The 17436-nt window shown below is 66.7% G+C and carries 16 protein-coding genes and 1 tRNA gene; 7 read left to right on the forward strand and 10 right to left on the reverse strand.

Annotated elements, in window-relative coordinates:
- The first annotated feature begins 84 nt into the window (after positions 1-84).
- The 3 genes from ftsZ (at position 85) to lpxC (ending at position 3143) form a co-directional block, all read left to right on the forward strand.
- A complete protein-coding gene (gene ftsZ, locus H0X95_RS32535) occupies positions 85-1281 on the forward strand; it encodes a cell division protein FtsZ (protein ID WP_006487140.1) in 1197 nt (398 codons plus the stop codon).
- 197 nt (positions 1282-1478) lie between these two features.
- Positions 1479-1985, forward strand: coding sequence for a peroxiredoxin (locus H0X95_RS32540; RefSeq protein WP_059721678.1), 507 nt, complete (start codon positions 1479-1481; stop codon positions 1983-1985).
- 240 nt (positions 1986-2225) lie between these two features.
- Positions 2226-3143, forward strand: a complete 918-nt coding sequence (lpxC, locus tag H0X95_RS32545; protein WP_059721677.1) for a UDP-3-O-acyl-N-acetylglucosamine deacetylase — start codon at positions 2226-2228, stop codon at positions 3141-3143.
- An 81-nt stretch (positions 3144-3224) separates the two neighbouring features.
- Here the strand turns inward: lpxC and H0X95_RS32550 are convergent, their stop codons facing one another.
- Entirely contained in the window at positions 3225-3701 is a 477-nt protein-coding gene (locus H0X95_RS32550; protein WP_006487136.1) for a DUF721 domain-containing protein, read from the reverse strand.
- Positions 3702-3957: 256 nt separating this feature from the next.
- Here H0X95_RS32550 and secA point away from each other — a divergent pair, with 256 nt between their 5' ends.
- The 4 genes from secA (at position 3958) to H0X95_RS32570 (ending at position 9474) form a co-directional block, all read left to right on the forward strand.
- On the forward strand, positions 3958-6759 hold the full coding sequence (secA, locus tag H0X95_RS32555) for a preprotein translocase subunit SecA (protein ID WP_006493335.1): 2802 nt from the start codon (positions 3958-3960) through the stop codon (positions 6757-6759).
- A gap of 144 nt (positions 6760-6903) precedes the next feature.
- Positions 6904-8145 (forward strand): bifunctional glutamate N-acetyltransferase/amino-acid acetyltransferase ArgJ, encoded by a 1242-nt coding sequence (argJ, locus tag H0X95_RS32560; RefSeq protein WP_006496770.1) that lies wholly within the window; start codon positions 6904-6906, stop codon positions 8143-8145.
- Between the two features lie 19 nt (positions 8146-8164).
- Entirely contained in the window at positions 8165-9034 is an 870-nt protein-coding gene (locus tag H0X95_RS32565; protein ID WP_006487097.1) for an ATP-binding protein, read from the forward strand.
- Positions 9031-9474: an NUDIX domain-containing protein gene (locus tag H0X95_RS32570; protein ID WP_006487137.1), complete on the forward strand. Its 444-nt coding sequence runs from the start codon at positions 9031-9033 to the stop codon at positions 9472-9474. Before H0X95_RS32565 ends, H0X95_RS32570 begins: the two co-directional genes overlap by 4 nt.
- A 60-nt stretch (positions 9475-9534) precedes the next feature.
- Here the strand turns inward: H0X95_RS32570 and H0X95_RS32575 are convergent, their stop codons facing one another.
- The 9 genes from H0X95_RS32575 to H0X95_RS32615 form a co-directional block, all read right to left on the reverse strand.
- Positions 9535-9735, reverse strand: coding sequence for a DNA gyrase inhibitor YacG (locus tag H0X95_RS32575; RefSeq protein ID WP_011544509.1), 201 nt, complete (start codon positions 9733-9735; stop codon positions 9535-9537).
- Between the two features lie 28 nt (positions 9736-9763).
- Entirely contained in the window at positions 9764-10519 is a 756-nt protein-coding gene (gene zapD, locus H0X95_RS32580) for a cell division protein ZapD (RefSeq protein WP_006487143.1), read from the reverse strand.
- Positions 10520-10628: 109 nt separating this feature from the next.
- A complete protein-coding gene (gene coaE / locus H0X95_RS32585; RefSeq protein WP_058901238.1) occupies positions 10629-11237 on the reverse strand; it encodes a dephospho-CoA kinase in 609 nt (202 codons plus the stop codon).
- Position 11238: 1 nt separating this feature from the next.
- On the reverse strand, positions 11239-12150 hold the full coding sequence (locus H0X95_RS32590; RefSeq protein ID WP_006496767.1) for a prepilin peptidase: 912 nt from the start codon (positions 12148-12150) through the stop codon (positions 11239-11241).
- Positions 12151-12195: 45 nt separating this feature from the next.
- Positions 12196-13401, reverse strand: coding sequence for a type II secretion system F family protein (locus H0X95_RS32595; protein WP_059721676.1), 1206 nt, complete (start codon positions 13399-13401; stop codon positions 12196-12198).
- An 8-nt stretch (positions 13402-13409) separates the two neighbouring features.
- Positions 13410-14684, reverse strand: a complete 1275-nt coding sequence (locus tag H0X95_RS32600) for a GspE/PulE family protein (protein ID WP_059721675.1) — start codon at positions 14682-14684, stop codon at positions 13410-13412.
- 122 nt (positions 14685-14806) lie between these two features.
- Complete coding sequence (locus H0X95_RS32605; RefSeq protein ID WP_006489250.1) at positions 14807-16099, reverse strand: HlyC/CorC family transporter; 1293 nt, start codon at positions 16097-16099, stop codon at positions 14807-14809.
- A 141-nt stretch (positions 16100-16240) separates the two neighbouring features.
- Positions 16241-16317, reverse strand: a tRNA-Pro gene (locus H0X95_RS32610).
- Positions 16318-16465: 148 nt separating this feature from the next.
- On the reverse strand, positions 16466-17436 hold a 971-nt coding region (locus tag H0X95_RS32615), incomplete at its 5' end, for a polyprenyl synthetase family protein (RefSeq protein ID WP_230878324.1).

Genomic DNA, 17436 nt, shown 5'->3' on the forward strand with positions numbered 1-17436 from the left:
CGGCGGCTGGCGCGCGACAGGGGGTTGCCCGATCTCCTGCCGAATAACGGCCGAGTAGCAGTCATTCTCTTGACGGAGGCAACAATGGAATTCGAAATGCTGGAAACCGAGACCAACGGCACCATCATCAAGGTGGTCGGCGTTGGCGGCGCTGGCGGCAATGCCGTCCAGCACATGATCAACCGCGGCGTGCAGGGCGTCGACTTCATCGTGATGAACACGGACGCCCAGGCGCTGTCGCGTTCGCGCGCATCGTCGGTGATCCAGCTCGGCAACACGGGTCTGGGCGCCGGTGCGAAGCCGGAAATGGGTCGTGCGGCGGCGGAAGAAGCGCGTGAGCGCATCGCCGACGCACTGCGCGGCGCGCACATGGTGTTCATCACGGCCGGCATGGGCGGTGGCACGGGTACGGGCGCGGCGCCGGTGGTCGCGCAGATCGCGAAGGAGATGGGCATTCTGACGGTCGGTGTCGTCAGCAAGCCGTTCGAGTTCGAAGGCGGCAAGCGCATGCGCGTCGCCGAAGCAGGCTCGCAGCAACTGGAGGATCACGTCGACTCGCTGATCGTCGTGCTGAACGACAAGCTGTTCGACGTGATGGGCGACGACGCCGAGATGGACAAGTGCTTCCAGTGCGCGGACGACGTGTTGAACAACGCGGTGGCAGGCATCGCGGAAATCATCAACGTCGACGGCCTCGTGAACGTCGACTTCGAAGACGTGAAGACGGTGATGGGCGAGCAGGGCAAGGCGATGATGGGCACGGCGACGGTCGCCGGCGTCGATCGCGCGCGCCTCGCGGCGGAACAGGCCGTGGCGAGCCCGCTGCTCGAAGGCGTCGATCTGTCGGGCGCGCGCGGCGTGCTGGTCAACATCACGTCGAGCCGTTCGCTGCGTCTGTCGGAAACGCGCGAAGTGATGAACACGATCAAGAGCTACGCGGCGGAAGATGCGACGGTGATCTTCGGTGCGGTGTACGACGACGCGATGGGCGATGCACTGCGCGTGACGGTCGTGGCGACGGGTCTGGGCCGTGCGGCGAAGAAGCAGCAGTCGGCACCGATGACGCTGCTGCGCACGGGTACGGACAACCAGCCGGTCAGCGCGGTGTCGCACGGCTACGCGCCGGCGCAGCACGTCAGCACGGCCGACTACGGCGCGCTCGATACGCCGGCGGTGTGGCGCAATTCGCGCGAAACCGCGGCATCGCACGTGCAGGCGCTGCAGGAGAAGGGTGTCGACACGTACGACATCCCGGCTTTCCTGCGCAAGCAGGCTGACTGACGCAAACACAGGCGAAGCCGCGGCGCAGTCGTTGAGATCGCCGCGGTATCGCCGGCGTGACGGATGCTACGGACCCAGACAGGCCGCGTCGGATGCGACGCCGGGCCGGGAAAGGTGCCCTCTTCGCTCGAGCGAAGCGGGATGGGCCGGGCTGTCCGCAACACGCTGAAAAACCGTATCGCTATGAGGGACCAGCCATGATTCAAGTGGGCGACGCGCTGCCCGACGCGCAATTGTTCGAGTTCATCGACGACGCGCGCGAAGGGTGTACGCTGGGGCCGAACGCCTGCAGCGTGCGCGACCAGGTGGCGAGAAAGCGGGTGGTGATCTTCGGATTGCCGGGCGCTTTCACGCCGACCTGCTCGGCGCAGCATGTGCCGGGCTACGTCGAACACGCCGAGCAATTGCGCGCGGCGGGGATCGACGAGATCTGGTGCGTGTCCGTCAACGACGCATTCGTGATGGGCGCATGGGGACGTGATCTGCACACCGCGGGCAAGGTGCGCATGATGGCGGACGGCAGCGCGGCTTTCACTCATGCGCTGGGGCTGACGCAGGATTTGTCCGCGCGTGGCATGGGAATTCGTTCCCTGCGCTACGCGATGGTGATTGACGGCGGTGTGGTCAAGACGCTGGCCGTCGAGGCGCCGGGCAAATTCGAAGTGAGCGATGCGGCGAGTGTTCTCGCGACGTTGACGTCCTGATCGTGCGGTGCGCCGTTGCCTTCCGGCAACGCTGCTCACCGGCCTCAGGGCAGTTGTAACACGGGCTGATGACCGGAAACGCCTCCGTTCCGGGCATCGGCCCGTCCCGTATCGGCACGGGTAAACTGTCGAAACAGATTGATACGCAGTTTCAGACAGCGTTGAATAGGGAATTACGCTATAATCCCGCCTATCGAATATAACTCCTGATTGATATCTTCAATCAAGACGAAGAAGACCATGTTGAAGCAGCGCACCATCAAATCCATCGTGAAGACCGTGGGTATCGGTGTCCACTCGGGCCGCAAGATCGAGTTGACGCTCCGTCCCGCCGCGCCCGGCACGGGCATCGTCTTTTCACGCGTCGACCTGCCCACGCCGGTCGACATTCCCGCATCGGCGATGTCGATCGGCGACACGCGGCTCGCGTCGGTGTTGCAGAAGGATGACGTGCGCGTGTCGACGGTCGAGCACCTGATGTCCGCGTGTGCGGGTCTCGGCATCGACAACCTGTATGTCGATGTGACGGCCGAGGAAATCCCGATCATGGACGGCAGCGCCGCCACGTTCGTGTTCCTGATCCAGTCCGCCGGCATCGAGGAACAGAACGCGCCGAAGCGTTTCATCAAGGTGAAGAAGCCGGTCGAAATCCGTGACGGCGACAAGTTCGCGCGGCTCGATCCGTATTTCGGCTTCAAGCTGAAGTTCTCGATCGACTTCCGTCACCCGGCCGTCGACAAGACGGGCCAGGAACTCGAGGTCGATTTCGCGACCACGTCGTACGTGCGCGAGATCGCGCGTGCGCGCACGTTCGGTTTCGCGCACGAAGCCGAGATGCTGCGCGAGATCGGCCTGGCGCGCGGCGGCAGCATGGACAACGCGATCGTGCTCGACGAGTACCGGATCCTGAACAACGACGGGCTGCGCTACGACGACGAGTTCGTGAAGCACAAGATGCTCGACGCGATCGGCGATCTGTACGTGATCGGCCATCCGCTGCTGGCGTCGTACACCGCGTACAAGTCGGGCCACGGCCTGAACAACGCGTTGCTGCGCGAACTGCTCGCGCACGAAGACGCGTACGAGATCGTGACGTTCGACGATCCGCAGGCTGCACCGAAGGGGTTCGCGTTCGACGCGCAGACGGCCTTCGCGTGACCGGCGTTCAGCGCAAGCGATAAAAAAAGCGACCCTCGGGTCGCTTTTTTGTTGGCTGGCGGCCGCCGATGACCGGTGCGGTCAACGCGGCTTCGCGCCGTGTCGTGCCGCCATCCGCGCGAGCGCGGCCTGCAGCGGCGACGGTTCGAGGTGGTCGGCGAGGTCGCGCAGCGCGGCGGCGCCGGCCGAGGTCATCCGAGCCTGCTTCACGTGCGGCGGCTCCGGCGCGTCTTTCGGCCGCACGCGCACGCGCAGCGTCGTCACGGGCCAGCCGCGCTTCTGGAGGTCGCCGAGCAGCCGCACCTCGACCTGTCGCAGCCGTGCTGCCAGCGCATTGTGCGCGGCAAAGAGGGTCAGGGTGCCGTCCTTGATGAAGCCCGGTTCGACGTGATTCGCCAGATAATCGGGCAGGCAAGCGCCCAGGTCGCGCTGCAGCGACGCGATCTGCTCGACACCGGCGCGCAGCGCCGCGAATGCGTCGGTACGACCGAGCACTTCGGACACGGGTTGCGGACGATAGGCGGCGAGCGGGCCGAAACGCTTGGAAAATCGGTTCATCGAGGCTTTATTCGAGCGCGCACGCGCGCGGACGTTGCAGCCGATTGTACCCGTGCCGGCCCGCGCACGGGCGGCTTTCGCCCCTGTCCGCCCGGCCCCGGCGCGCCATGCCCGTGCGGCCGGGACGCAGGCGCACGCGTCCCCGCGTGCTAAAATTCGACGTTTGAGTCCACTAATTCGCTAAGCCGCCGAGGCTCGGGCGCCGGGGCGCGCAACACGCGCCGGGCGCCGGTGCTGCGACGCAGGATCCGATCCGATGACAACCGGTTTTCTCCAGAAAATTTTTGGCAGCCGCAACCAGCGGCTCGTCAAGCAATACCAAAAGACCGTCGCGACGATCAATGCGCTCGAAACGCAGATCGAGAAGCTGACGGACGACCAGTTGCGCGGCAAGACGGACGAATTCCGCCAGCGGGTCGCGGCCGGCGAGTCGCTCGACAAGCTGCTGCCCGAGGCCTTCGCGGTGTGTCGCGAGGCGAGCCGTCGCGTGCTGAAGATGCGGCACTTCGACGTGCAGATGATCGGCGGCATGGTGCTCCACTACGGCAAGATCGCGGAAATGCGCACCGGCGAGGGCAAGACGCTCGTCGCGACGCTGCCCGTGTACCTGAACGCGCTGGCCGGCCGCGGTGTGCACGTCGTGACCGTCAACGACTACCTCGCGCAGCGCGACGCCGAATGGATGGCGCGCCTCTACAACTTCCTCGGTCTGTCGGTCGGCATCAACCTGTCCGGCATGGAGCACGACCAGAAGCAGCAGGCCTACGCGGCGGACATCACGTACGGCACGAACAACGAATTCGGCTTCGACTACCTGCGCGACAACATGGTCTACGAGACCGACGCGCGCGTGCAGCGGGCCCTGAACTTCGCGGTCGTCGACGAAGTGGACTCGATCCTGATCGACGAAGCGCGTACGCCGCTGATCATTTCGGGCCAGGCCGAGGATCACACCGAGCTGTACGTGCGGATGAACGCACTGCCGCCGCTGCTCGAGCGCCAGATCGGCGAAGAGAAGGCCGACGGCACGGGCGTCGAGAAGCCGGGCGACTACACGCTCGACGAGAAGGCGCGCCAGGTGTTCCTGACGGAATCGGGCCACGAGAAGGCCGAGCGCCTGCTTGCCGAATGGGGCCTGATCGGCGAGGGCGAGAGCCTGTACGCGCCGCAGAACATCACGCTGATGCACCACGTGTACGCGGCGCTGCGCGCCCATACGCTGTTCCACAAGGATCAGCACTACGTCGTGCAGAACGGCGAAGTGGTCATCGTCGACGAATTCACGGGCCGCCTGATGGCCGGCCGCCGCTGGTCCGACGGGCTGCACCAGGCCGTCGAGGCGAAGGAACACGTGAAGATCCAGAGCGAGAACCAGACGCTCGCGTCGATCACGTTCCAGAACTACTTCCGGATGTACGCGAAGCTGGCCGGCATGACCGGCACCGCGGACACCGAAGCGTACGAATTCAACGAGATCTACGGTCTCGAGACGGTCGTGATCCCGACCAACCGCCCGCCGAAGCGGATCGACAAGCAGGACCAGATCTACAAGACGGCCAAGGAGCGCTACGATGCGGTGATCCGCGACATCCGCGACTGCTACGAGCGCGGCCAGCCGGTGCTGGTCGGCACGACGTCGATCGAGAACTCCGAACTGCTGTCGCACCTGCTGAAGCAGGCCGGGCTGCCGCACGAAGTGCTGAACGCGAAGCAGCACGAGCGTGAAGCGGCGATCGTCGCGGAAGCTGGCCGTCCGAAGCGCATCACGATCGCGACCAACATGGCCGGCCGCGGTACCGACATCGTGCTCGGCGGCAATGCGGAGAAGCAGGCGGCGTTCATCGAGGCCGACGATTCGATCCCGGCCGACGAAAAGGCGCGCCGCATCCAGAAGCTGCACGACGAGTGGGAAACGCTGCACGAGGAGGTGAAGGCCGCGGGCGGCCTGCACATCATCGGCACCGAGCGCCACGAATCGCGCCGGATCGACAACCAGCTGCGCGGCCGTGCAGGCCGTCAGGGCGATCCGGGCTCGTCGCGCTTCTACCTGTCGCTCGACGATCCGCTGCTGCGCATCTTCGCGGGCGATCGCGTGCGCTCGATCATGGATCGCCTGAAGATGCCGGAAGGCGAGGCGATCGAAGCCGGCATCGTCACGCGGTCGATCGAATCGGCGCAGCGCAAGGTCGAAGCGCGCAACTTCGACATCCGCAAGCAGCTGCTCGAATACGACGACGTGTCGAACGACCAGCGCAAGGTGATCTACCAGCAGCGCAACGAGCTGCTCGAAGCACACGACATCACCGAGACGATCACCGCGATGCGTCACGGCGTGATCACCGAAGTCGTCCGCCAGTTCGTGCCGGAAGGCAGCATCGAAGAGCAGTGGGACGTGCCCGAGCTCGAGGAAGCGCTGCGCAACGACTGGCAGCTCGATCTCGCGATCCAGGAAATGGTGAACGAGTCGTCGTCGATCACGGCCGAGGAGATCCTCGACGCGGTGACGACGGCCGCCGACGAGCAGTACGAGGCGAAGGTCGCGATGGTCGGTCGCGAATCGTTCAGCGCGTTCGAGCGCTCGGTGATGCTGCAGACGGTCGACCGCCTGTGGCGCGAGCACCTCGCGGCGCTCGACCACTTGCGCCAGGGCATTCACCTGCGCGGCTATGCGCAGAAGAACCCGAAGCAGGAGTACAAGCGCGAGGCGTTCGAACTGTTCGCCGCGATGCTTGACGCGATCAAGCAGGAAGTCACGCGCATCGTGATGAACGTGCAGATCCAGTCGCCGGAGCAGCTCGAGGAGGCGGCCGAGCAGATCGAGGAGCGCGGCGGTCATCTCGAGAACGTCGAATACCAGCACGCCGACTACGCGGACGCCGGCGCCCCGGTGGCGAACGTCACGACTGCTGCTGCGGCGGCCACGGCGACGGCCGACATGGTCGGCAGCGCGATGACGCACGGTGGCCCCGGCGGCGAAATGCCGAAGGTCGGCCGCAACGACCCGTGCCCGTGCGGCAGCGGCAAGAAGTACAAGCAATGTCACGGGAAGCTGTCATGATCGGCGGCGGCGCGCGTCACGCGTGCCGCGTCGTTCGCAGCTTCGAGTCAGTGATGTGAGTTGTGGCGGCCCGCGCGTGCGGCCGCCGGTTCTTCCAATCGATGCCGGCGCGTGCCGGCATTTTCCATCCGGCAGGTGTGCCCCATGGCAGTCAATTTTCCGTCGATCGATCCCGCCCAACTGCATCCCGTCGCCGGCGTCACGCTCGGCTGGGCGGAGGCGAACATCCGCAAGCCGAATCGCAAGGACGTGCTGGTCATTTCCGTCGACGAAGGCGCGACGGTCGCGGGCGTGTTCACCGAAAACCGTTTCTGCGCAGCGCCGGTCACCGTCTGCCGCGAGCATCTGGCGAAGGTGCGTGCGGGCGGCGCGGGCATCCGCGCACTGGTCGTGAATACCGGCAATGCGAACGCGGGCACCGGCGAGCCGGGCCTCGTGAACGCCCGTGAAACGTGCACGGAACTCGCACGCCTCGCGGGCATCGAGCCGGCGCAGGTGCTGCCGTTCTCGACCGGCGTGATCCTCGAGCCGCTGCCGATCGACCGCCTGAAGGCCGGTCTGCCGGCCGCGCTCGCGAACCGCAAGGCCGCGAACTGGTTCGACGCCGCGCAGGCGATCATGACGACCGACACGCTGCCGAAGGCGACGTCGCGCCAGGTGACGATCGACGGTCACACGGTCACGCTGACGGGCATCAGCAAGGGCGCGGGCATGATCAAGCCGAACATGGCGACGATGCTCGGCTTCCTCGCGTTCGATGCGAACGTCGCGCAGCCGGTGCTCGACACGCTCGTGAAGGAAGTCGCCGACCGCTCGTTCAACTGCATCACGATCGACGGCGACACGTCGACGAACGACTCGTTCATCCTGATCGCATCGGGCAAGAGCACGCTGCCGGCCATCACGTCGACCGATTCGCCGGCCTATGCGGCGCTGCGCGACGCGGTGACGGAAGTCGCGCAGGTGCTGTCGCAACTGATCGTGCGCGACGGCGAAGGCGCGACGAAGTTCATGACGGTGCAGGTCGAAGGCGGCAAGAGCGTCGCCGAATGCCGCCAGATCGCGTACGCGATCGGCCACTCGCCGCTCGTAAAGACGGCCTTCTACGCATCCGACCCCAACCTGGGCCGGATTCTCGCGGCGATCGGCTATGCGGGCGTCGCGGATCTCGACGTCGGCAAGATCGACCTCTATCTCGACGACGTGCTCGTCGCGAAGGCCGGCGGCCGCAACCCGGCCTACCAGGAAGAGGACGGCCAGCGCGTGATGAAGCAGAGCGAGATCACGATCCGCGTGCTGCTTGGCCGTGGCGACGCGCAGGCCACCGTCTGGACGTGCGACCTGTCGCACGATTACGTGAGCATCAACGCGGATTACCGCTCCTGATCGGGAGCGCTCGAACGACATGGACAAGCTTGAACAGTTTCTGACGCGCGCGGAAGCGCTGCTCGGCCGTCTCGAAGGGATGCTGCCGCCCGCACCGGCGGCCATCGACTGGAACGCGGCGCACGCGTTCCGCTGGCGCAAGCGCCAGGGGCGCGGTTACCTGCAGCCGGTACCGGCCGTGTCATCGATCACGCTCGGCGACCTGCACAACATCGACCGCCAGAAGGCGCTGATCGACCAGAACACGCGGCAGTTCGTGCAGCGCAAGCCGGCCAACAACGTGCTGCTGACCGGCGCACGCGGTACCGGCAAGTCGTCGCTGATCAAGGCGTGCCTGAATGCGTACGCGAACGACGGGCTGCGCCTGATCGAAGTCGACAAGGACGACCTGCACGATCTCGGCGACATCGTCGACCTGATCTCGCAGCGTCCGGAGCGGTTCATCGTGTTTTGCGACGACCTGTCGTTCGAGGACGGCGAATCGGGCTACAAGGCGCTGAAGGTCGCGCTGGACGGGTCGATCGCCGCGCAGTCAGACAACGTGCTGATCTACGCGACGTCGAACCGTCGCCACCTGCTGCCCGAGTACATGAGCGACAACGAGTCGTACAAGCATCTTCCTGACGGCGAGATTCACCCCGGCGAAGTCGTCGAGGAGAAGATCTCGCTGTCGGAGCGCTTCGGCCTGTGGGTCAGCTTCTATCCGTTCAAGCAGGACGACTACCTCGACATCGTCGCGCACTGGCTGCGCCACTTCGGCTGCCCGGAGACGGAGATCGACACGGCACGCGGCGACGCCCTCGTGTGGGCGCTCGAGCGCGGCTCGCGCTCGGGCCGCGTCGCGTGGCAGTTCGCGCGGGACTGGTCGGGCCGCAAGGAGCAGGCATGAGCGCGGATCTGGCACAGGGCGCCGTGCGGGCGCCGGACGGCCGCAAGGTGACGGAAGTCGCGGTCGGCGTGATGGTGCAGCCGGACGGTCGGTATCTGCTCGCGCAACGCCTGCAGGGCAAACCGTATGAAGGTTACTGGGAGTTTCCGGGCGGCAAGCTGGAGGCCGGCGAAAGCGTCGAGGATGCGCTGGCGCGCGAGCTGCACGAGGAACTCGGCATCGAGGTCACGGCCAGCCACCGCTGGCACACGCTCGAGCACGATTATCCGCACGCGTACGTGCGGCTCTATTTCTGCAAGGTGACGGGCTGGACGGGCGAGCCGCACAGCAAGGAAGGGCAGGCGTTCGTATGGCAGCAACTGCCGGTCGAGGTCGCGCCGCTGTTGCCGGCGGCGCTGCCGGTGCTCGAACTGCTCGAGAAGGAAGCGGCGTCGCAATGACGCCGTGGCGGCCCGCCGGAAACGCGGGCCATATCGGCGGACGGCGGCGCCGCGCGCCGCTCAGCTGTCGCGGCGGTTGTCCGTGCCGTCCTCTTCCGACGACGGGCCCTCGTCGGAGGCGCCGCCGATCCGATACTTTTCCGCGGCCCATGCGCCAAGGTCGAGCTGCTTGCAGCGGGCCGAACAGAAGGGACGGAACTTGTTTTCAGGCGTCCAGCGCACTTCTGCGCCGCACGACGGACATTTCACAACGGTAGTCATACGAAAGCGTTGAACCGGCACGCGGCCGTTACAGATTACACAGGGTCAGATGGAACGGCACGTCGATGTCCACCGCACGCGGCCGCACGTCGCCGTCCTGCATGGTGAACCGTACCCACAGCATGTATTTGTTGGCGCTCGCTTCGGGAATGACGCGCAGCTCCGGCGCTACCCGCACCTGCATCAGTTGATAGGTGCGGCCGGACAGCATCTGCTGATAGCTGCCCTGCATCGCCATGACCTTCGACGCCTGGCCTGATTCGCGCGCAAGCCGCAGCACGATCGCCGCGGCGTCGCGCAACGGCAGCATCGGCAGGACCCACTTCGCGATGTCCTGGCGCCGCTGCTCGGCGGGCCATTGCTGCCACGCGTAGTACGACGGCAGGTCGAACTTGCATGTCCCGCCCGGAATCACCGCGCGGCTGCGGATGCTGGCGAGCCACTCGTTGTCGACGAGGTGCTGGCCGGTCTTGCCCTGCATCTGCGCAAGATTCGCGAGCGTTTGCTCGATTTCACCGAGCACGGCTTCGAGCGCGTTCTGCTCGATGCCCGGATTGCCGCGAAAGGGGGCGAGCGTCTGGCGCTGACGTTCGAGCTCCTTCATCAGATCCGATTTCAGGTCCGCGCGGCCCGTTACCTCGGCGATTTCGAACAGCGTCGTCAGCGCGACGTGGTGTTCACGCGGGTCCTCCTGAGCCAAAAAGAACGCGAAGCGCTCGAACAGATCTTCGAGACGCAACAGCGTGCGAATTCGCTCGTTGAACGGATACTCGTAAAGAATCAAGCGCGCTCGCCTCTTGGGTAGGGATTGAAACAATGAAGGACATTCTAATGCCCCCTCTCTACCCTAGCAACGCGCCAATTTCGTACACCATCACGATTGCGCGCGATGCTCAGTGCGCGGCGGCCGCGAACGCGACGTAGCGTTGGTGCAGTGCATCGACCTGCGCGTCGAGCGCGTCGGGCGTGACCGCGTCGTTGACGATCACGTCGTCGGCAGCCGCGAGGCGGGCCTCGCGCGTCGCCTGTCGCGCGATGATCGCTTCGACCTGTTCGCGCGTGAAGCCGTTGCGCCGCATCACGCGTGCGATCTGCGTTTCGACCGGACAGTCGACGACCAGCACGCGATCGCTGCGCGCCTTCCACGTGCCCGACTCGACGAGCAGCGGCACGACGAACATCACGTACGGGCCCCGAGCCTCGCGCGCCTCGCGATCGGTCTCCGCACGGATCAGCGGATGCGTGATCGCTTCGAGGCGCCGGCGCGCGTCGTCGTCGCTGAAGATCAGTGTGCGCATCTTCGCGCGATCGAGCGAGCCGTCGGCGGCCACGAAGCCGCGACCGAAAGCGTGCTCGATAGCCGGCATCGCGAGACCGCCCGGCGCGGTGATGCGATGGGCAATCAGGTCGGTATCGACGAGCGATGCGCCACGGGCGCCGAACAGGTCGGCAACGGTCGTCTTGCCGCTGCCGATGCCGCCCGTGAGTCCTACTGAAAACATGTCAGCCTCCGAGCGCCGCATAGAAAGGGGTGCCGAAAAACAGCGTGGCGACGCCGCCGGCCGCGAGGAACGGGCCGAACGGAATCGGCTCCTCGAAGCGCATGCGGCCGCGCCAGGTCGCGACGAGCCCGACGACCGCGCCGGTCACCGCCGCGAACAGTACGACCTGCGGCAGTGCGGCCCAGCCCATCCATGCGCCGAGCGCGGCAAGCAGCTTCAGGTCGCCGAAACCGATGCCCTCGATGCCGCGCAGCCATTTGAACAGCCAGTAGATCGACCACAGGAACAGGTAGCCGGCCATCGCGCCGATCACGGCCGAGCGCAGCGAAGCGAACGTGCCGCCGAGGTTCAGCACGAGCCCGGCCCACAGCAGCGGCAGCGTCATCGAATCGGGCAGGTAGCCGGTCCGGATATCGATCGCGCTCATCGCGAGCAGCGCCGCGCACAGCGCGAACGCGGCAAGCGCGGCGACGGTCGGGCCGAACGCCGCGAGCGAGCCGGCCGCGAGCCCTGCGCACGCGAGCTCGACGAGCGGATAGCGGATGCCGATCGCATGGCCGCAGCGCCGGCAGCGTCCGCGCAGCATCAGGTAGCTGACGACCGGGATGTTCTCCCATGCGCGCAACACGTGGCCGCAATGCGGGCAGGCGCTGCGCGGGCGCCACAGATCGTAGCGCGGCGGATAACCATCGTCGGGCGGGGTGCTTGCGGCGCCCGTCGCTTCGGCGATCTCGGCCTGCCACGCGCGCTGCATCATCACGGGCAACCGGTGCACGACCACGTTCAGGAAGCTGCCGATGCAAAGGCCGATGACGACCGCGAACGCATACTGCAGCGCGGGCGGCAGCATCGCCAGCGCGAGCAGCGTGCTCTCGGGCGAATCGGAAACGGCGGACAGGGGCGCTGGCGTCATGAGGCTCAAGGATCGGACTAAAAGGCGACAGAATCGGTTGCGATGCTACACCACGTTGCCGAGCTGAAGGATCGGCAGGTACATCGCGATCACGAGGCCGCCGACGAGCGCGCCCAGGACGATCACGATCAACGGTTCGCCGAGCGCCGCGAGCGCATCGAGACGCGCGTCGAGCTGGCGTTCGCACAACGCGGCGATGTCGCCGAGCATCGAGTCGAGCGCACCGGTTTCCTCGGCGACGGCGATCGGTTGCACGACGTCGTCCGGAAAGCAGCCGGCCGAATGCATCGCATCGGCCAGACGGACGCCGCGCAACACGCGTGCGGCGATGTGCGCGGTGGCGTGCGCGAACACCGGGTGGCCGGCCGTGCGCTCGAGCGTGGCGAACGCATCGGCGAGCGGCACGCCGGCGCCGAGCAGGGTCGCCAGCGAGCGGCACCAGCGCGCGGCCGCGAACCGTTCCAGCGCGCTGCCCGCGAGCGGCGCGCGCAGCAGGCGCCGCGCGAGCGCATGACGCAGCGCGGCCGAGCGCCGCAGCGCATGCTGCGCGGCCAGCGCTATGGCGGCCGCACCGGCCAGCAGCACACCGCCCCACGCCGACAGTGCCGAGGACAGCGCGAGTAGTGCGCGGGTCGGCGCGGGCAGGGCGGCGCCGAAACCGTCGAAGATCTGCCGGAAGGTCGGCACGACCCACACCATCAAGGCTGCCGAGATCGCGAGCGCGAACAGGATGACGGCGGCCGGATACGCGAGTGCGGCGCGCAGCTTGCGCCATTGCGCATCGGCGCGCTCGCGATGTTCCGCGACCCGGGTCAGCACGATGCCGAGCGACCCGGACGCCTCGCCGACCTCGATCAACTGGCGATACAGCGTGCCGAACTGCGATGGATAGCGTGCGAGCGCATCGGCAAAGCGCTGGCCGCCGACGATTTCACGGGCGAGTCCCGCGGCGATGCGCGGCACGCCGTCGCGCGTGCGGGTGCGGGCGAGCATCTCGAGCGACGGCGCAAGCGGCAGGCCGGCCTGCAGCAGACTTGCGAGCTGGCGCGTGAAGCGCGTGATGTCGCGTGCGGCCGCCGCGGGCGGACGGGCCGGCCCGCGGCCGTCGAGCGACAGTACCGCGATGCCGTCGCGTGCGAGCGTGGCGCGCGCGGCCGCGGCGTCGAAGGCGACGACGATCCCGCGGCGCGGCGAGCCGTCGCGATGGCGGCCGCGCCATGCAAAGCGGGTTTCGCGCGGTGGCGTGCGCATACTTATGCTCATGCCGCAGGTGTGGCCGCGACGGCTTCCGCGATGCTCGTCGTGCCGTCCAGGACGCGGGCGAATGCCGCGTCGCGCAGGCTGCGACCCCCCTCGGCCGCCACGCATTGCGCGAGTTCGCCGACGCTCGCCCGCGCGACGATGCGCTCCGCCAGCGCGGGCGATACCGGCATCGTCTGATGCAGGCCGATGCGGCCGCGATAGCCGATGCCGTGACAGGCGGAACAGCCACGCGCGACGAACGGCCGCCATCCGGCTGCCAGCGCCGCCGGGTCACAGCCGGCTTCCCGCAGCGCACGCACCGATGCGTCCGAATGCACGCGGCAGGCGACGCACAGGCGCCGGACGAGACGCTGCGCGGTGACGAGATGCAGCGCGGCCGCGAGGTTGTACGGCGCGACGCCGATATCGAGCAGCCGCGCGACGGCGGCCGGCGCGTCGTTCGTGTGCAGCGTCGACAGCACGAGGTGGCCGGTTTGCGCAGCCTTGATCGCGACATCGGCCGTCTCCGCATCGCGAATCTCGCCGACCATGATCACGTCCGGATCCTGCCGCAACAGCGCCCGCAGCGCGGTCGCGAACGTGAGCCCCGCCTTGTCGGCGACCCCGACCTGGTTGATCCCGTCGAGCTGGATCTCGGCGGGATCCTCGACCGTGCAGACGTTGTGTGCGTCGCGATCGAGCATCTGCAGCGCGCAGTAGAGCGACAGCGTCTTGCCGCTGCCGGTCGGGCCCGTGACGAGCACGAGGCCGTGCGGCGCGCGGATCGCGGCCTCCATCGCGGCGGCCTGCCGCGCGTCGAAGCCGAGGTTGGCAAGCGAGAGATCGGGCGGCAGTGTTTCGAGCCGCCGCAGCACGAGTTTTTCGCCGAACAGCGTGGGCAGCGAACTGACGCGGTAGTCGCCGCGCGTGCCGCCGTCGATCGCGATGCGCAGCCGGCCGTCCTGCGGAAGCCGCCGCTCGGCGATGTCCATGCGCGAGAGCACCTTGATCCGCGTGACGAGCGCATCGCGCAGGTGTAGCGGCGGGCGCGCATGTTCGTGCAGCACGCCGTCGATGCGAAGACGGATGCGCCAGCCGGCTTCGAATGGCTCGACGTGGATGTCCGACGCGTCGCGCACGCGCGCCGCATGCAGCGTGTCCGTCAGCAGCCGTACGGCGGGAGCATCGTCGAGCTGGGCCGCATCGAGTGCGTGGGGCGCGGTGGGCGGCGCGCCGGCGTGCGCGGGCGACGACTGCGGGTGCAGCGGCGCTCCGGAGGAAGGGAAATGCATGTGAGCCGGCACGCGGGCCGCCTGTTGTCCGTGATGCGCAGATGATCGCGCGCCGCGGGCGGCGCCGGCAGTCGGCCGTTCGGCTAGGGCCGGCGCAAGCCCGTTATTAGCGCGAACAGGCCCTAGCGCGCGGCGGTGCGTCCGGTGCGCGCGCCGCGCGGCTTGAACAGCTTGACGGTGCGCACTGCCTGATCGTCGCTGCGCATCACTTCGAGCATCACGTCGCCGATTTTCAGGCACACGTCGTCTTCCGGAATTTCCTCGAGGATCTCGAGTACCAGCCCGTTCAGCGTCTTCGGCCCGTCGGTCGGCAGTTTCAGGTGCAGCCAGCGGTTCAGTTCGCGCAGCGGCATGCTGGCCGAGACGATGCATTCGCCGTTCTCGTCCCAGCCGCCCGCGCGTTCGCTGCGCGGCATCGACGTCGTGAATTCGCCGATCAGTTCCTCGATGATGTCCTCGGGCGTGACGAGCCCTTCGAGTTCGCCGTATTCGTTGACGACGAGCGCGGTGCGATGCCGGGTTTCCTGGAAGAACTGGAGCTGCTGGACCACCGGCGTGCCCGACGGCACGTAGTACGGTTCGGTGAGCAGCGAGCGCAGCGTCTCGCGGTCGAAATCCTGGTTGTGCAGCGCGGTGAGCGTCTTGCGCACGTGCAGCACGCCGAGCACCTTGTCGATGTCGCCTTCGTAGACCACCAGCCGGTTGTGATAGCAGGTTTCGAGCTGATGGAGGATGTCGTCGAGCGGCGCGTAGAAGTTGAGCGACTCGATCTGGCGGCGCGGCACCATCACGTCGTCGACCGTGATGTTCTCGAGGTCGAACAGGTTGAGCAGGATGCTGCGGTGTTTGGTCGGCATGAAACTGCTCGATTCGAGCACGATGGCCCGCAGCTCGTCGGCCGACATCCGCTGGTCGCGGCCCTTCTTCGTGTTGATGCGCAGCACCCACAGCACGCCGTTCGCGAGCGCATTGACGAACCAGACGACCGGCTTGAACACGCGCATCAGCGGGGCGATCACGAGGCTCGCGGGCAGTGCGATGCGCTCGGGAAACGTCGCGCCGACGATCTTCGGCGCGATTTCCGCGAACACGATGATCAGGAACGCGACGACGCCGGTCGCGATCGACAGCGCGAGATTGTTGCGGCCGAACGTATGGAGCGCGAGCGACGTCGTGAGGACGGGGATGATCGTGTTGAACAGGTTGTTGCCGATCAGGATCACGCTGAGCAGCAAGTCAGTGCGCGTGAGCAGCCCCTGCGTGGTTTTCGCGCCGAGTGCGCCCTGGCCGGCGAGATGCTTCAGCCGATGGCGATTGAGCGCCATCATCGCGGTCTCGGAAATGGAAAAGAAGCTGGAACAGAGGAGAAGCAGGAAGACGGCGCCGATTTGCGCCCATAAGGGAATTTGGTCCACGCGTTGGAAAGGGCAGTGAAGGACAGGGATGGGGGAAATATAGCAGAGGCCGGCGACCGCGATGTGTCGCGCGCGACACGAGGGGCTCGCGGCGGCCGGACGAAAAAAAACCGTGCACACGGTGCACGGTTTTTTTAAATCTGGTCGGGGTGAGAGGATTCGAACCTCCGGCCTCTACGTCCCGAACGTAGCGCTCTACCAGGCTAAGCTACACCCCGATTTTTGCTCTTCGAACTTCGCTGTCTTCGTGAAGATCGCTGCGTCGTCTCAAGCAAGAACGTAACTATAACGATGTTTTTTCTAAAAGGGAATACTTTGATGAAGAAATTTTTCGGGACAAGGCGCCGCGTCCCGTTCGCGGCGTGTTCATGACTGCCGCGACGTCGAGTACGAGCACAACCCGAGCAGGCTTTCCTTGTAGATCGAATCGGGGAACGCGGCAATCGCCGCTGCCGCGGCCTGCGCTTCCTGGCGTGCGCATTCGAGTGTGTGATCGAGCGCGCCCGAGCGCGTGATCGCTTCGAAAATCGTGTCGAAGCGATCGGTGCCGCCCTGTTCGATCGCCTCGCGTGCGAGCGCCGACTGTTCGGGCGTGCCGCGCTCGATCAGATAGATGAGCGGCAGCGTCGGCTTGCCTTCGCGCAGGTCGTCGCCGGCATTCTTGCCCATTGCCTCGGCGGTGCCCGCATAGTCGAGCCAGTCGTCCATGATCTGGAACGCGGTGCCGATCCGGCGGCCGTATTCGGCGGCGGCGGCCTCGGTCGGCGCATCGGCGCCCGCGAGCACCGCGCCCAGGCGCGCCGACGCCTCGAACAGCTTGGCCGTCTTGTAGCGGATCACCTGCATGTAGCGCGTTTCGTCGACGTCCGCGTCGTGCATGTTCAGGAGCTGCAGCACCTCGCCTTCCGAAATGATCGTCGTTGCTTCGGACAGGATCTCCATCACGCGCATCTTGCCGACGCCGACCATCATCTCGAACGAGCGCGAGTAGAGGTAATCGCCTACCAGCACGCTCGCCGCGTTGCCGAACAGCGCATTGGCGGTCTGGCGGCCGCGGCGCAGCTCGGATTCGTCGACGACGTCGTCATGCAGCAGCGTGGCCGTGTGGATGAACTCGACGACGGCGGCCAGCACGTGCCGCTGGTGCGACGTTTCGCCGAGCGCGCCGGCGACGAGCAGCAGCAACGCCGGACGCAGCCGCTTGCCGCCCGCGCCGATGATGTACTCAGCGATCTGGTTGATCAGCAGCACGTCGGACGCGAGGCTTTGCCGGATAACGCGATTCACCTGCTCCATGTCGCTGGTGATCGGGGCGAGCAGGTGGGCGGCGCTGAGGG

Origin of the sequence: Burkholderia sp. 9779_493 (assembly GCF_015712215.1) — a bacterium.
GTDB lineage: Bacteria > Pseudomonadota > Gammaproteobacteria > Burkholderiales > Burkholderiaceae > Burkholderia > Burkholderia cenocepacia.

Bases quoted from the DNA above. Each gene is read 5' to 3' on its own strand.
- ftsZ (WP_006487140.1), top strand. From the start codon at position 85: ATGGAATTCGAAATGCTGGAAACCGAGACCAACGGCACCATCATCAAG.
- H0X95_RS32540 (WP_059721678.1), top strand. From the start codon at position 1,479: ATGATTCAAGTGGGCGACGCGCTGCCCGACGCGCAATTGTTCGAGTTC.
- lpxC (WP_059721677.1), top strand. From the start codon at position 2,226: ATGTTGAAGCAGCGCACCATCAAATCCATCGTGAAGACCGTGGGTATC.
- H0X95_RS32550 (WP_006487136.1), bottom strand. From the start codon at position 3,701: ATGAACCGATTTTCCAAGCGTTTCGGCCCGCTCGCCGCCTATCGTCCG.
- secA (WP_006493335.1), top strand. From the start codon at position 3,958: ATGACAACCGGTTTTCTCCAGAAAATTTTTGGCAGCCGCAACCAGCGG.
- argJ (WP_006496770.1), top strand. From the start codon at position 6,904: ATGGCAGTCAATTTTCCGTCGATCGATCCCGCCCAACTGCATCCCGTC.
- H0X95_RS32565 (WP_006487097.1), top strand. From the start codon at position 8,165: ATGGACAAGCTTGAACAGTTTCTGACGCGCGCGGAAGCGCTGCTCGGC.
- H0X95_RS32570 (WP_006487137.1), top strand. From the start codon at position 9,031: ATGAGCGCGGATCTGGCACAGGGCGCCGTGCGGGCGCCGGACGGCCGC.
- H0X95_RS32575 (WP_011544509.1), bottom strand. From the start codon at position 9,735: ATGACTACCGTTGTGAAATGTCCGTCGTGCGGCGCAGAAGTGCGCTGG.
- coaE (WP_058901238.1), bottom strand. From the start codon at position 11,237: ATGTTTTCAGTAGGACTCACGGGCGGCATCGGCAGCGGCAAGACGACC.
- H0X95_RS32590 (WP_006496767.1), bottom strand. From the start codon at position 12,150: ATGACGCCAGCGCCCCTGTCCGCCGTTTCCGATTCGCCCGAGAGCACG.
- H0X95_RS32595 (WP_059721676.1), bottom strand. From the start codon at position 13,401: ATGCGCACGCCACCGCGCGAAACCCGCTTTGCATGGCGCGGCCGCCAT.
- H0X95_RS32600 (WP_059721675.1), bottom strand. From the start codon at position 14,684: ATGCATTTCCCTTCCTCCGGAGCGCCGCTGCACCCGCAGTCGTCGCCC.